This is a genomic window from Pseudomonas sp. QE6 (assembly GCF_041379005.1).
In the GTDB taxonomy this organism is placed as follows: domain Bacteria; phylum Pseudomonadota; class Gammaproteobacteria; order Pseudomonadales; family Pseudomonadaceae; genus Pseudomonas.
The window spans coordinates 710,783-724,821 of sequence record NZ_CP166873.1 but is presented as its reverse complement, the minus strand read 5'-3'; the positions used below and the strand labels follow the sequence as shown (position 1 = coordinate 724,821).

Below are 14,039 nucleotides of genomic sequence, written 5' to 3'. Positions count from 1 at the left end.
GTCGCGCTGAATGGCCTGTTTTCCAAGATCAATAAATGGGGAAAATCCAATGAAAAGCCGCACTCTCACGCAATCGAGCCTGGCGCTCGCCATCGCTGCCGCGGGCCTGGCCCAGTCGGCCGTCGCCGGTGGGTTCATCGAAGACAGCAAGGCCAACCTCACCCTGCGCAACTTCTATATCAACACCGACAACCGCAACGGCCCCTCCGCGCCGAGCAAGCAGGAAGAGTGGGGCCAGGGCTTCCTGCTCAACTACACCTCCGGCTACACCGAAGGCACCGTGGGCGTTGGCGTCGATGCGCTGGGCCTGCTCGGGGTTCGTCTCGACAGCGGCAAGGGCACACATTACAACCCGACCAGCTCGAACTTTTCCGGGACTGTATTCCCCACCGATAGCGATGGCCGCGCGGTGGACGATTTCTCCCACCTGGGCGCCACCGGCAAGGTGAAGGTGTCGGCCACCGAGCTGCGCTACGGCACCCTGCTGCCGAAGCTGCCGGTGGTCACCTACAACGACGGTCGCCTGCTGCCGCAGACCTTCGACGGCGGCCAGGTTACCTCCAACGAATTCAAGGACCTGACCCTGATCGGCGGCCAGCTGGAGCACATGAAGGGCCGTAGCTCCAGCAACAACGAAGGGCTGTCCATCGCCGGCGCCAACAACGCCCGTACCGGCGAGTTCGTCAACAAGTTCTACTACGGTGGCGCCGACTACAAGCTGACCAAGGACCTGACGCTGCAGTACTACTACGGCAACCTGCAGGACTTCTACAAACAGCATTTCCTCGGCCTGCAGCACAACTGGGCGATCGGTCCGGGCGTGCTGAAGTCCGACCTGCGCTACTTCAACAGCAGCGACGACGGCAAGAACGGTCACGACAAGGCCTTCTACACCAACGGCTACTACGGCAACGGCGTGACCAAGGGCGAGGTCGACAACCGCGCCTGGAGCGGCCTGTTCACCTACACCCTGAGTGGCCACAGCTTCGGCGCCGGCTACCAGCAGCTCAGTGGCGACAGCGACTTCCCGTTCATCAACAACGGTGACGGCGCCACCGCCTACCTGATCACCGACGTGCAGATCGGCAAGTTCCTGCGTGCCGGCGAGCGCACCTGGCAGGTCCGCTATGGCTATGACTTCGCCCAGGCCGGCCTGCCGGGCCTGACCTTCCAGACCCTGTACCTGCACGGCGACAACATCGATACCAAGTACGGTGACAAGAGCGAATGGGAACGCGACATCTCCCTGGCCTACGTGATCCCGGACGGCACCTTCAAGGGCCTGGGCTTCACCTGGAAGAACGCTGCCCTGCGCAGTGGTCTGCCCTACGAGGGCAAGGGCACCGCGACCCAGCGTGACCAGGACGAGAACCGCCTGATCGTCAGCTACACCATCCCGCTGCTGTAAGCCTCGTCGGCTTCTGTAGGAGCGAGCTTGCTCGCGAATGCCTCGGCAGCGGGGCTTGTTCGCGAGCAGGGAGCGGGCATCCGCCGCGGTCCTGCAGGGATACTCCTCCACAAAATGAAAAGGCCGTCGCTCCTTGCGGGGCGACGGCCTTTTCAATGACCGCGAATCAGCGCTTCTGCGGCGCCGGCTGCTGCTGGGTGATGCAGTGGATGTTGCCGCCGCCCAGGAGGATCTCGCGGCCGGGCACCATTACCACTTCGTGCTCGGGGAAGAGGCGCTTGAGGGTGGCTTCGGCCTCGGCGTCCGCCGGGTCGTTGAAGCGCGGGGCGATGATGCCGCCGTTGACGATCAGGAAGTTGACGTAGGAACCGGCCAGGCGGATCGACGGATCGCGCGGCTGGGTACCGATCACCAGGTCGATGCCTTCACACTCGGTCTCGGTGGCGTGGATCGGGCCGGGGATGACGATCTTGTGCACGGTCAGCTGGCGGCCCTTGGCGTCGCGGGCGCTTTCCAGCACGCGCATGGCGGCCTGGCAGCGCTCGTAGTTCGGGTCGTTGACGTCATCGGTCCAGGCCAGCAGGACTTCGCCCGGGCGCACGTAGCAGCAGAAGTTGTCCACATGACCGTCGGTCTCATCGTTGAACAGGCCGTCCGGCAGCCAGATCACGGTATCGATGGCCAGGTGATCGCGCAGGTTGGCTTCGATCTCTTCGCGGCTCAGGTGCGGGTTGCGGTTGTGGTTGAGCAGGCATTCCTCGGTGGTGATCAGGGTGCCTTCGCCGTCCACGTGGATCGAGCCGCCTTCGAGCACGAAGCCTTCGGTGCGGTAGCCGGCGCAGCGCTCGATGCCGAGGATCTTGCTCGCCACCTGGTCGTCGCGGTGCCACGGGAAGTACAGGCCGCCTTCCAGGCCGCCCCAGGCGTTGAAGGTCCAGTCCACGCCGCGCACTTCGCCCTTGTCGTCGATGACGAAGGTCGGGCCGGTATCGCGCACCCAGGCATCGTCGTTGCTGATTTCCACCACGCGGATGTTGGCCGCGTCGGCCAGTTGGGCGCGGGCGTTCTCGTACTGGCCGGCGGAAACACCGATGGTGACCGGTTCGAAACGGGCAATGGCGCGGGCCACGGCGCTGAAGGCGGCCTGCGCGGGCTTGCCGCCCAGACGCCAGTTGTCCGGACGCTCGGGCCAGACCATCCAGGTCTGGGTATGGGGTTCCCATTCCGCCGGCATGCGGAAGCCATCGGCGCGGGGAGTGCTGGTCAGAGTGGTCATGGGGCGATCCTTGGTGAGGGCTTCGAAGGATGGGCGCAAGGCGGATACTTATCGATGAGTATCCCTGCGCTCCACCCATCCTGTGCGGTGGGTTGCGTCATTCAGAGGGCGTCGCCGGCGAGAGTCGCAAGGGGCCAGTATAGGCGGGTGGTTGCGGCGTCGCGTCGAACTTCTCCCAGGGTGGGAGAAGTTATAGCCGATAAAAATCGGTTTATGAAGGGCGTGCGGGAAAAATTTGATCCGCTCGTCCGGATATTTGTCGGATAAAAATCGATTTAAGACAGCGGTGCGGAGCGTTTCGGCAGGCAGGGCGGCAGGTACAGCGAGAGGTAGGCGTCGATCACCCGCATGCCTTCCTCGGCCAGGCGCTCGGTGATCTGCCCGTGACGCTGTACGGAGAGGGCGTAGACACGGTCGCCCAGTTCGATCGCCAGACTGAAGACTTCGATGTCCTGCGGCAGCGGCGGCAGCTCGAAATGGCGCTCGAACAGCTGGCGCATCGCCGCGCCCAGCTGCACGTCGTGCTGGCTGTCGGCCTGGGTGACTTCGGCCAGGCCGTGGCTGGCGAGGATCAACTGGCGCGCGGCAGCATCGCCCGCATACACCGCCAGCGTGCGTTGCTCGACCAGGCGTGCCAGATCGCGCCAGTCGCGCAGGGCGGCATGGTCGACGGGTTGCTCCAGGCAGGCGCGGAAGGCGGCGTGGACGTCGCTGGTGAGGCCCTGGAGCAGGGCCGGCACACTGGGGAAGAAGTGGTAGACGGAGGAGGGCGGTATCCGGGCGCGTTCGGCCACCGCGTAGATCGACAGGCTCGCCGCGCCGCTCTCGGCCAGCAGCGCGCGGGCGGCGTCGAGGATCACGGCGATGCGTGCCTGGCTGCTGGCGCGGGGTTTACGGGTGGGAGCGGGCATGTCGACCTCCGGAGCTGGGCGGTTATTGGACGCCAGCTCCGGGGCGCTCGGCAAGTCAGCTGCCGCCGGCGCGGAGTTTGCCCCAGAGCTCGGTGATCACCGGTGCGGTTTTCTCCGGCGCGGTTTCCAGGGCGAACAGGCGGCGCTTGGTCTCCTGGTCCGGGTACAGGCCGGGCTGGGCGCGCAGGGCGGCGTCGAGGAACTGCGCGGAGTCCTTGTTGCCGTTGGGGTAGAGGGTGGCGGCGGTGATCTGAGCGGCGACCTTGGGTTGCATCAGGTAGTCGATGAACTTGTGCGCGAGGTCGGGTTGTTCGGCCGAGGCCGGGATCACCAGGTTGTCGATGAACAGCACCGAGCCTTCCTGCGGCACCACGAAGCGCACCGGCTGGCCGGCATTGGCAGCGTTCAGCGCATCGCCGACCCAGGCCATGGCGACGCACAGCTTGCCGCTGTTGAGGTCCTGGATGTAGCGCTCGCTGTCGATGTAGCGCAGGTTCGGGCGCAGCTGGGTGAGCACTTCGCCGGCGCGGCGGATCTGCGACGGGGCGCTGCGGGCGAAGTTGCGGCCCTGGTAGTTCATCAGCACCGAGAAGGCTTCATCCGGCGCGTCCAGCAGGCTCATGCCGCAGTTCTTCAGGCGCTGGCTCTGTTGCGCGTCGAACAGCAGGCTCCAGCTGTCAGGCAGTTTGCCGCCGAAGGCCTTCTCGGCCTCCGGCTCGTTGATCGCCAGGCCCACGGCGCCCCACAGGTAGGGCACGGCATGCTGGTTGTTCAGGTCGACCGCGGCCAGCTTGCTCAGCAGTTGGCTATCGAGGTGGCTGCGATTGGGGAGTCTGGCGAAGTCCAGGGGACGGATCAGCTTCTTGCGGATCAGCGCCGGCAGGTCGTTGTGCGAGGGTACCGCGACGTCGATGTGCTCACCCTGCTCCAGGGCCTTGAGCAGTTCCTCGTCGGTGCTGTAGGTGTGGTATTCGACGCGAACGCCGGTGTCCTTCTCGAAGTCCTTGAGCACTTCGGGTGCGATGTAGTCGTTCCAGTTGTAGACGCGGATGACCGGGTCGGCCCAACCGGACAACGGGCACAGCAGCAACAGCAGCAAGACGTACAGGCGTGGCATTGGCGATCTCCCTGATTTGACCACATGTCAGCGGGTGCGGCCGGGGCCGCTGATGGCGCAACAGCAAGGCACGACAGACGCGATGGACGCCCGAGCGGGCGGATGGAGGCATCGCGAGCAGAAGGGAGATGCAGGTATGGGTCGCCGCGGCGCCCCTCTCGCCGTTGCGGTGTCGCAGTCCCCGGGGTGTGCCAGAGGCTCAAGGAAACGCCGGCGCGAGGGCCGGCGTTTCATTACCACTTATACGGTATGCAGATACCAGTTGTACTCGAGGTCGGAGATCGAATACTCGAACTCCTGCATCTCGTGCTCCTTGCACGCGACGAAGATGTCGATGTACTCGGGGCTGATGTACTTGTTCATCACATCGCTGTCGTCCAGCTCGCGCAGTGCGTCGCGCAGGTTGTTCGGCAGGCTCTGTTCCAACTGCTCGTAGGCGTTGCCTTCGATCGGCGCACCGGGCTCGACCTGGTTGGTCAGACCGTGGTGGATGCCGGCCAGTACGGCGGACAGCAGCAGGTACGGGTTGGCGTCGGCGCCGGCGACACGGTGCTCCAGGCGAACCGCTTCCGGTGTACCGGTCGGAACGCGCAGGGCGACGGTACGGTTGTCCAGGCCCCAGCTCGGTGCGTTCGGCACGAAGAAGGCGGAACCGAAGCGGCGGTAGGAGTTGACGTTCGGGCAGAGGAACGCCATCGACGCCGGCAGGGTCTCGAGCACACCGCCGATCGCGTGGCGCAACGCGGCGTTCTGCTCGGGATCCTCGCTGGTGAAGATGTTCTTGCCGTCCTTGTCGAGCAGCGAGACATGGACGTGCAGACCGTTGCCAGCCTGGCCCGGGTAGGGCTTGGCCATGAAGGTCGAATCCATCTCGTGGTCGTACGCGACGTTCTTGATCAGGCGCTTGAGCAGGACTGCGTAGTCGCAGGCCTTCAGGGCGTCGTCGACGTGGTGCAGGTTGACTTCGAACTGGGCCGGGGCGCTTTCCTTGACGATGGCGTCGGCCGGAATGCCCTGGGCGCGGGCGCCGTCGATGATGTCCTGCAGGCAGTCGGCGTACTCGTCGAGGTCGTCGATGGAGTAGACCTGGACCGATTGCGGACGCTTGCCGGAGATCGGCGAACGCGGCGGCTGCGGACGGCCGTTCACGTTCTCCTGGTCGATCAGATAGAACTCGAGTTCGAAGGCCGCGACGATGGTCAGGCCGATGTCGGTGAACCTCTGCACCACCTGGCGCAGCACTTCACGCGGGTCGGCGAAGAACGGCTGACGCTCTTCCATCTCATGCATGGTCATCAGCAGTTGCGCGGTCGGGCGCTTCTGCCAGGGTTCCATGGACAGGGTGTCAGGAATAGGGAAGCAGACGCGGTCCGCGTCGCCAATGTCCAGGCCGAGGCCAGTGCTTTCTACAGTGGAGCCGGTGATGTCGAGAGCGAAGAGAGAGGCGGGGAGGTTGATGCCCTTCTCATAGACTTTGGGCAGGCTGGTGCGTTCGATGCGCTTGCCGCGAACCACACCGTTCATATCTGCAATAAGGAGGTCGACGAACTGGACCTCGGGGTGTTCCTTCAGGAACTCACTCGCTTCTTCAAGCGAAACGGCACTCTGGGGTACCGACATGATGCAACACCTTTATTGTTAAAAATTTCAATCATTCGAAGGCTGAGGTGTGAGTCAATCCGAATTGGCAAGGGTTGTCAATGTCGCACCAAAATAGGGCGCTGCATTCGCAGTAGGCCGTTTTTGGGGCGTTACAGGTCGCTTCGGGTGAGCGGAGAGCCTTGGTTGACGGGCTGTTCAGTGGGGCGTGTTTGATTTTTTACATTCCTATTGTGTAAAAAAATGAACAAGGCTAAGCTCGGCCTCAAGCCCATAACACATACAAACACGGGTGCCCCATGTCTCGCCTGCCGCTGATCGGCGTGTCCGCCTGCCTGAAGCAGATCGGTTCGAAACCCTACCACGTCACTGGCGACAAATACCTCAGAGCTGTGATCTCCGGGGCCTCGGGCATTCCGGTGATCATTCCCTCCCTGGGCGATGCCATCGACCAGGAATCCATGTTGGCCGCACTCGACGGCCTGCTGTTCACTGGTTCGGCGTCGAACGTCGAACCTCATCATTATAGTGGCTCCGCGAGCGAAGCCGGCACTCTTCATGATCCCGCGCGCGACAGCACCACGCTGCCGCTGATTCGCCGCGCCGTCGCGGCCGGGATTCCGGTGCTGGGCATCTGCCGCGGCTTCCAGGAAATGAACGTGGCCTTCGGCGGCACGCTGCACCAGAAAGTGCATCAGGTCGAAGGCTTCATGGACCACCGCGAGCCGGCCGACCAGCCGCTCGAGGTTCAATACGGACTGCGGCACGCGGTGAGCGTGCAGCCGGGCGGCATCTTCGCCGCCATCGGTCTACCCTCGCAGTTCCAGGTCAACTCCATTCACGGCCAGGGCGTTGAACGTCTGGCGCCCGGCCTTCGTGTAGAAGCTCTGGCGCCTGACGGGTTGGTTGAAGCCTTCTCCGTCGAAGGTGTGGACTTTGCCGTCGGGGTGCAGTGGCACCCGGAGTGGCAGGTCGAAACGAACCCCAACTATCTCGCTATCTTCCAGGCCTTCGGCAAGGCCTGCGGCAAGAGGGCGGGGAACCGTTGAGCCTGGCGTGGGTGCCCGGCTCTCAACCCCTGAGGTCTTTATGACTACCAAGTTAGACCAGCTCAGCAGCTGGCTGAAGGAACGCAAGATCACCGAGGTGGAATGCATGATCGCCGACCTGACCGGGATTGCCCGGGGCAAGATCGCGCCGACTGCAAAATTCCTCAACGAGAAAGGCATGCGCCTGCCGGAGAGTGTTCTCCTGCAGACCGTGACCGGTGATTACGTCGAGGACGACATCTATTACGACCTGCTGGACCCGGCCGACATCGATATGGTCTGCCGCCCGGACGAGAATGCCGTATTCCTCGTCCCGTGGGCCATCGAGCCGACCGCGATGGTGATTCACGATACCTACGACAAGATGGGCAACCCCATCGAGCTGTCGCCGCGCAACGTGCTCAAGCGCGTGCTCCAGCTCTACGCCGACAAGGGCTGGAAGCCGATCGTCGCGCCGGAGATGGAGTTCTACCTGACCAAGCGCAGCGACGACCCCGATTACCCGCTGCAGGCTCCGGTGGGCCGTTCCGGCCGCCAGGAGACCGGTCGCCAGTCCTTCTCCATCGACGCGGCGAACGAATTCGACCCGCTGTTCGAGGACATGTACGACTGGTGCGAACTGCAGGGCCTGGATCTGGACACCCTGATCCATGAAGAAGGCACCGCGCAGATGGAAATCAACTTCCGTCATGGCGATGCCCTGGACCTGGCCGACCAGATCGTGGTGTTCAAGCGCACCATGCGCGAGGCGGCGCTCAAGCACAACGTGGCGGCCACCTTCATGGCCAAGCCGATGACCGGCGAGCCGGGCAGCGCCATGCACCTGCACCAGAGCATCATCGACCTCAAGACCGGCAAGAACATCTTCTCCAATGCCGACGGCAGCATGAGCGAGCTGTTCCTGCACCACGTCGGCGGCCTGCAGAAGTTCATTCCTGAGGCCCTGCCGCTGTTCGCCCCGAACGTCAATTCGTTCCGCCGCTTCCTGCCCGACACCTCGGCGCCGGTGAACGTGGAATGGGGTGAAGAAAACCGTACCGTCGGCCTGCGCGTACCGGACTCCAACCCGGAGAACCGGCGTGTGGAAAACCGCCTGGCCGGCGCGGATGCCAACCCCTACCTGGCTCTGGCCGCCAGCCTGCTGTGCGGCTACATCGGCATGGTCGAGGGCATCAAACCCAGTGCCCAGGTCAAGGGCCGTGGCTACGAACGGCGTAACCTGCGTCTGCCCCTGACCATCGAGGCGGCGCTGGAACGCATGGAAGGCAGCAAGACCCTGGAGAGTTACCTGGGCGACAAGTTCATTCGTGGTTACGTCGCGGTCAAACGCGCCGAACACGAGAACTTTAAGCGGGTGATCAGCTCCTGGGAACGTGAGTTCCTCCTGCTTTCCGTCTGATCGGCGTGGGGCCCGGAACCCCGTCCGGGCCCTGTGTTACTTAGAGAGAGGTTTTTACGAGATGACTATCCAGACCAGCGCCAAGACCCAGCATTGGCAGGCGCTCAGCCGCGAACACCACCTGGCTCCGTTCACCGATTACAAGCAGCTGAACGAGAAGGGCGCTCGCATCATCACCAAGGCCGAAGGCATCTACCTGTGGGACAGCGAGGGCAACAAGATCCTCGATGGCATGGCCGGCCTGTGGTGCGTGAACGTCGGCTACGGTCGCAAGGAACTTGCTGAAGCCGCCTACAAGCAGATGCAGGAGCTGCCCTACTACAACCTGTTCTTCCAGACCGCCCACCCGCCGGCGCTGGAACTGGCCAAGGCCATCGCCGACATCGCCCCCGAAGGCATGAACCACGTGTTCTTCACCGGCTCGGGCTCCGAGTCGAACGACACCGTGCTGCGCATGGTCCGCCACTACTGGACCATCAAGGGTCAGCCGCAGAAGAAGGTGGTCATCGGTCGCTGGAACGGCTACCACGGCTCCACCGTCGCCGGCGTCAGCCTGGGCGGCATGAAGGCGCTGCACGAACAGGGCGACCTGCCGATTCCGGGCATCGTGCACATCCCGCAGCCGTACTGGTACGGCGAGGGCGGCGACATGTCGCCGGAAGAGTTCGGCGTCTGGGCTGCCGAGCAGCTGGAGAAGAAGATTCTGGAAGTGGGCGAAGACAAGGTCGCCGCCTTCATCGCCGAGCCCATCCAGGGCGCGGGCGGCGTGATCGTTCCGCCGGAAACCTACTGGCCGAAGATCCGCGAGATCCTCGCCAAGTACGACATCCTGTTCATCGCCGACGAAGTGATCTGCGGCTTCGGCCGTACCGGTGAATGGTTCGGCAGCCAGTACTACGGCAACGCCCCGGACCTGATGCCGATCGCCAAGGGCCTGACCTCCGGCTACATCCCCATGGGCGGCGTGATCGTTCGCGACGAGATCGTCCATACCCTGAATGAGGGTGGCGAGTTCTACCACGGCTTCACTTACTCTGGTCACCCGGTCGCGGCGGCTGTCGCGCTGGAGAACATCCGCATCCTGCGGGAAGAGAAGATCGTCGAGCGAGTGAAGACCGAAACGGCACCGTATTTGCAAAAACGCTGGCAGGAGCTGGCCGACCATCCGCTGGTGGGCGAAGCACGCGGCGTCGGTCTGGTGGCGGCACTGGAGCTGGTGAAGAACAAGAAGACTCGTGAACGCTTTGAGAAGGGCGTGGGGATGGTGTGCCGCGAGCACTGCTTCCGCAACGGCCTGATCATGCGTGCGGTCGGAGACACTATGATTATTTCGCCACCCCTGGTGATCGAGAAATCGCAGATCGACGACCTGATCACCCTGGCGCGCAAGTGCCTCGATCAAACCGCCGCAGCCGTTCTGTCTTGAGTCTTTCACCGGACCTTTGACAGACTGCGCCTGTGCGTTGGCCAGGCTCACCGGGTGGTGACGGATCGAACTGTCCACGCCACCCGGAACATCAAAAAAACAAACGGAGCTACCCGCATGTTCAACACCCTCGGCAAATCCCTGCTCGCTGTGACTCTGGCGGGCGCTGTGGCCGGTATGGCGCAGGCAGATGACAAAGTGCTGCACGTTTACAACTGGTCGGACTACATCGCACCGGACACCGTCGACAAGTTCACCAAGGAAACCGGGATCAAGGTCGTATACGACGTCTACGACAGCAACGAGGTGCTGGAAGCCAAGCTGCTGGCCGGCAAATCGGGTTACGACATCGTGGTTCCGTCCAACTCCTTCTTCGCCAAGCAGATCAAGGCCGGTGTCTACCAGCCGCTGGATCGCTCCAAGCTGCCGAACTGGAAGAACCTGAACGCCGACATCATGAAGACCATGGAAGTCAGCGACCCGGGTAACAAGTACGGCATTCCGTACATGTGGGGCACCATCGGCATCGGCTACAACCCGGACAAGGTCAAGGCTGCGCTGGGCGACAACGCGCCGGTCGATTCCTGGGACCTGGTGTTCAAGCCGGAAAACATCCAGAAGCTCAAAGGCTGCGGCGTGAGCTTCCTCGACTCGCCGACCGAAATGCTGCCGGCCGCCCTGCATTACCTGGGCTACAAGTCGGACAGCCAGGACCCGAAAGAGCTGAAGGAAGCTGAAGCGCTGTTCCTGAAGATTCGTCCGTACGTCTCCTACTTCCACTCCTCGAAGTACATCTCCGACCTGGCCAACGGCAACATCTGCGTGGCCATCGGCTACTCGGGTGACGTGTACCAGGCGAAGTCCCGCGCCGTGGAAGCCAAGAACGGCGTGAACGTCAGCTACAAGATTCCGAAGGAAGGTGCCGGTGCGTTCTTCGACACCATCGCCATCCCGAAGGATGCCGAGAACCCGGATGCCGCGCTGAAGTGGATCAACTTCATTCTTGAGCCGCAGATCATGGCCGAGATCTCCGATACCGTTTCCTACCCGAACGGTAATGCCGCCGCGACTCCGCTGGTGAGCGAAGAGATCCGTAACGACCCGGGTATCTACCCGCCGGAAGACGTGATGAAGAAGCTGTACGCCTTCCCGGATCTGCCGGCGAAGACCCAGCGTCTGATGACCCGCAGCTGGACCACCATCAAGTCCGGCAAGTAATCGGGAAGTCGCCGGCGCGTTCGCGCGCCGGCCGATGTACCGGGTAGGTGGCGGGGGAGTTCGCTCCCCCGTTCTCCCGGCAGGAACTCCGTAGCTTCCATCAGTGGAATGGCTGCGCAAGTCGAGGCGCTCTCGCGCACCTGAAGGCTTTGGCGCTATCCACGGAACGGCCGTCGCCGCCAACCGACAGAAGAAGTTCAAACAACGAGAGGACTAACGTGTGCGCATTCCCTTCCGCAGAACCCTGATCGCCGCAGTCTCCGTATTCAGCCTGACCTCGCTGGCCCAGGCGGGGCAGACCGTCCATATCTACAACTGGTCGGACTACATCGGCGAGACCACCCTGGCCGATTTCGAGAAGGAAACCGGCATCAAGCCGGTGTACGACGTCTTCGACTCCAACGAAACCCTGGAAGGCAAACTGCTGGCCGGCCGCACCGGCTATGACGTGGTCGTGCCGTCCAACCACTTCCTCGGCCGCCAGATCAAGGCGGGCGCGTTCCAGAAGCTGGACAAGAGCCAGCTGCCGAACTGGTCGAACCTCGACCCGCACCTGATGAAACAGCTCGAGGCCAATGACCCGGGCAACCTGTACGGCGTGCCGTACCTGTGGGGCACCAACGGCATCGGCTACAACGTCGACAAGGTCAAGGCCGTTCTGGGTGTCGACAAGATCGATTCGTGGGCCGTCCTGTTCGAGCCTGAGAACATGAAGAAGCTCAGCCAGTGCGGCGTCGCCTTCCTCGATTCGGGCGACGAGATGATGCCGGCTGTGCTCAAGTACCTGGGGCTGGACCCCAACAGCACCAACCCTGACGACTACAAGAAGGTGGAAGAGAAGCTGATGGCGGTGCGTCCGTACGTCACCTACTTCCATTCTTCCAAGTACATTTCCGACCTGGCCAACGGCAACATCTGCGTTGCGGCCGGTTTCTCCGGTGACGTATTCCAGGCCGCCAACCGCGCCAAGGAAGCCGGCAAGGGCGTGAACATCGCCTACGCCATTCCCAAGGAAGGCGCCAACCTGTGGTTCGACATCCTCGCCATTCCGAAGGATGCCTCCAACCCCAAGGCCGCCCACACGTTCATCAACTACCTGCTCAAGCCCGAAGTGATCGCCAAGGTCAGCGATTACGTCGGTTACGCCAACCCGAACCCCAAGGCTGGCGAATTCATGGATGAGTCCGTGCGCAACAATCCTGAGGTGTACCCCCCCCAGGAGGTTCTCGACAAACTCTTCGTGCAGCATGAGCTGCCGCCGAAGACCCTGCGCCTAATGACCCGTTCCTGGACCAAGATCAAGTCGGGCAAGTAAACCCGGGTCCTTCCGAGCTCCATCCGTGCGGGCACGGTGCGTCGGAGCGATCTCGGAATGCCCATTTGGCGCACGTAAACTGCGCCAGCCTGTAGTTATCCAAGCATGCCCGGCCGCGGGGGCCGGGCCTCTATGATTTGGGAGTTGTGGTAATGGCAATAGCCTCCGGTGCCTACAAGAAAGCCCTCAGTGGCGACCAGAAGCCTAAAGAGGTTCTGGTAAAAATCGACCGGGTCAGCAAGCAGTTCGACGAAACGTTGGCTGTGGACAGCGTGTCCCTGGATATCAAGAAGGGCGAGATCTTCGCCCTGCTCGGTGGTTCGGGGTCGGGCAAGTCGACCCTTCTGCGTATGCTGGCTGGTTTCGAGCGTCCCACTGAAGGTCGCATCTTCCTCGATGGCCAGGACATTACCGACCTGCCGCCCTATGAGCGGCCGATCAACATGATGTTCCAGTCCTACGCCCTGTTCCCCCACATGAGCGTGGCGCAGAACATCGCCTTCGGCCTCAAGCAGGACGGTCTGCCCAAGGACGAGATCGACAAGATCGTCGACGAGATGCTCAAGCTCGTGCAGATGACCCAGTACGCCAAGCGCAAGCCGCACCAGCTCTCCGGTGGCCAGCGTCAGCGCGTGGCCCTGGCCCGCTCGCTGGCCAAGCGTCCGAAGCTGCTGCTGCTCGACGAGCCCATGGGCGCCCTGGACAAGAAGCTGCGTTCGCAGATGCAGCTGGAGCTGGTGGAGATCATCGAGCGCGTGGGCGTGACCTGCGTGATGGTGACCCACGACCAGGAAGAGGCCATGACCATGGCCCAGCGCATCGCCATCATGCACCTGGGTTGCATCGAGCAGATCGGCAGCCCCATGGACATCTACGAGACCCCGGCCAGCCGCCTGGTCTGCGAGTTCATCGGCAACGTCAACCTGTTCGACGGCGATATCGTGGAAGACCTGCAGGACCATGCGGTGATCGCCTGTCCGAAGCTGGAAAACCCGATCTACATCGGCCACGGCATCAGCACCCGCGCCGAGAACAAGCGCATCACCTACGCGCTGCGTCCTGAGAAGGTCATGGTCAGCGCGCAGAAGCCCGAGAACCTGGAGCACGAAGGCTGCAACTGGGCTCAGGGCACCGTCTATGACATCGCCTACCTGGGCGGCCACTCGGTGTACTACATCAAGCTGGCCTCCGGCATGATCGTGCAGGCCTTCATGGCCAACGCCGAGCGCCACGTGGCACGCCCGACCTGGGACCAGCCGGTGTACATCAGCTGGTATGACGACAGCGGCGTGGTACTGCAAGCATGAACATTGGCGCATCG

11 protein-coding genes are annotated in these 14,039 nt (G+C 62.9%); 7 read left to right on the top strand and 4 right to left on the bottom strand.

Annotated elements, in window-relative coordinates; genetic code table 11:
- Positions 1–49 precede the first annotated feature (49 nt).
- Positions 50–1,408: an OprD family porin gene (locus ACAW63_RS03265; protein WP_371231658.1), complete on the top strand. Its 1,359-nt coding sequence runs from the start codon at positions 50–52 to the stop codon at positions 1,406–1,408.
- Positions 1,409–1,574: 166 nt separating this feature from the next.
- Here ACAW63_RS03265 and aguA read toward each other — a convergent pair whose 3' ends face one another.
- From aguA to ACAW63_RS03245, 4 genes are all read right to left on the bottom strand, one after another.
- Positions 1,575–2,684, bottom strand: coding sequence for an agmatine deiminase (aguA, locus tag ACAW63_RS03260; RefSeq protein WP_371231656.1), 1,110 nt, complete (start codon positions 2,682–2,684; stop codon positions 1,575–1,577).
- A gap of 275 nt (positions 2,685–2,959) precedes the next feature.
- On the bottom strand, positions 2,960–3,595 hold the full coding sequence (locus ACAW63_RS03255) for a TetR/AcrR family transcriptional regulator (RefSeq protein ID WP_371231655.1): 636 nt from the start codon (positions 3,593–3,595) through the stop codon (positions 2,960–2,962).
- Positions 3,596–3,650: 55 nt separating this feature from the next.
- Positions 3,651–4,712 carry a polyamine ABC transporter substrate-binding protein gene (locus tag ACAW63_RS03250; RefSeq protein WP_371231653.1) on the bottom strand — a complete coding sequence of 354 codons (1,062 nt, stop codon included), beginning with the start codon at positions 4,710–4,712 and terminating at the stop codon, positions 3,651–3,653.
- Between the two features lie 240 nt (positions 4,713–4,952).
- Positions 4,953–6,332 carry a glutamine synthetase family protein gene (locus ACAW63_RS03245; protein ID WP_371231651.1) on the bottom strand — a complete coding sequence of 460 codons (1,380 nt, stop codon included), beginning with the start codon at positions 6,330–6,332 and terminating at the stop codon, positions 4,953–4,955.
- A gap of 278 nt (positions 6,333–6,610) precedes the next feature.
- Between ACAW63_RS03245 and ACAW63_RS03240 the strand changes: the two genes are divergently transcribed.
- The 6 genes from ACAW63_RS03240 (at position 6,611) to ACAW63_RS03215 (ending at position 14,025) form a co-directional block, all read left to right on the top strand.
- A complete protein-coding gene (locus ACAW63_RS03240) occupies positions 6,611–7,360 on the top strand; it encodes a gamma-glutamyl-gamma-aminobutyrate hydrolase family protein (protein ID WP_371231649.1) in 750 nt (249 codons plus the stop codon).
- Between the two features lie 40 nt (positions 7,361–7,400).
- Positions 7,401–8,759, top strand: a complete 1,359-nt coding sequence (locus tag ACAW63_RS03235; RefSeq protein ID WP_371231647.1) for a glutamine synthetase family protein — start codon at positions 7,401–7,403, stop codon at positions 8,757–8,759.
- 61 nt (positions 8,760–8,820) lie between these two features.
- Positions 8,821–10,185 (top strand): aspartate aminotransferase family protein, encoded by a 1,365-nt coding sequence (locus tag ACAW63_RS03230; RefSeq protein ID WP_371231645.1) that lies wholly within the window; start codon positions 8,821–8,823, stop codon positions 10,183–10,185.
- 117 nt (positions 10,186–10,302) lie between these two features.
- Complete coding sequence (locus ACAW63_RS03225; protein ID WP_371231643.1) at positions 10,303–11,403, top strand: polyamine ABC transporter substrate-binding protein; 1,101 nt, start codon at positions 10,303–10,305, stop codon at positions 11,401–11,403.
- Positions 11,404–11,629: 226 nt separating this feature from the next.
- The gene (locus ACAW63_RS03220; protein ID WP_371234559.1) at positions 11,630–12,718 is read left to right on the top strand and encodes a polyamine ABC transporter substrate-binding protein; all 1,089 of its coding nucleotides are present in this window, start codon (positions 11,630–11,632) and stop codon (positions 12,716–12,718) included.
- Positions 12,719–12,870: 152 nt separating this feature from the next.
- Positions 12,871–14,025, top strand: a complete 1,155-nt coding sequence (locus ACAW63_RS03215; RefSeq protein WP_275609186.1) for an ABC transporter ATP-binding protein — start codon at positions 12,871–12,873, stop codon at positions 14,023–14,025.
- Positions 14,026–14,039 lie beyond the last annotated feature (14 nt).

Excerpts from the sequence above, each read along its gene's own strand:
- ACAW63_RS03265 (WP_371231658.1), top strand. The coding sequence starts at position 50 with ATGAAAAGCCGCACTCTCACGCAATCGAGCCTGGCGCTCGCCATCGCT.
- aguA (WP_371231656.1), bottom strand. The coding sequence starts at position 2,684 with ATGACCACTCTGACCAGCACTCCCCGCGCCGATGGCTTCCGCATGCCG.
- ACAW63_RS03255 (WP_371231655.1), bottom strand. The coding sequence starts at position 3,595 with ATGCCCGCTCCCACCCGTAAACCCCGCGCCAGCAGCCAGGCACGCATC.
- ACAW63_RS03250 (WP_371231653.1), bottom strand. The coding sequence starts at position 4,712 with ATGCCACGCCTGTACGTCTTGCTGCTGTTGCTGCTGTGCCCGTTGTCC.
- ACAW63_RS03245 (WP_371231651.1), bottom strand. The coding sequence starts at position 6,332 with ATGTCGGTACCCCAGAGTGCCGTTTCGCTTGAAGAAGCGAGTGAGTTC.
- ACAW63_RS03240 (WP_371231649.1), top strand. The coding sequence starts at position 6,611 with ATGTCTCGCCTGCCGCTGATCGGCGTGTCCGCCTGCCTGAAGCAGATC.
- ACAW63_RS03235 (WP_371231647.1), top strand. The coding sequence starts at position 7,401 with ATGACTACCAAGTTAGACCAGCTCAGCAGCTGGCTGAAGGAACGCAAG.
- ACAW63_RS03230 (WP_371231645.1), top strand. The coding sequence starts at position 8,821 with ATGACTATCCAGACCAGCGCCAAGACCCAGCATTGGCAGGCGCTCAGC.
- ACAW63_RS03225 (WP_371231643.1), top strand. The coding sequence starts at position 10,303 with ATGTTCAACACCCTCGGCAAATCCCTGCTCGCTGTGACTCTGGCGGGC.
- ACAW63_RS03215 (WP_275609186.1), top strand. The coding sequence starts at position 12,871 with ATGGCAATAGCCTCCGGTGCCTACAAGAAAGCCCTCAGTGGCGACCAG.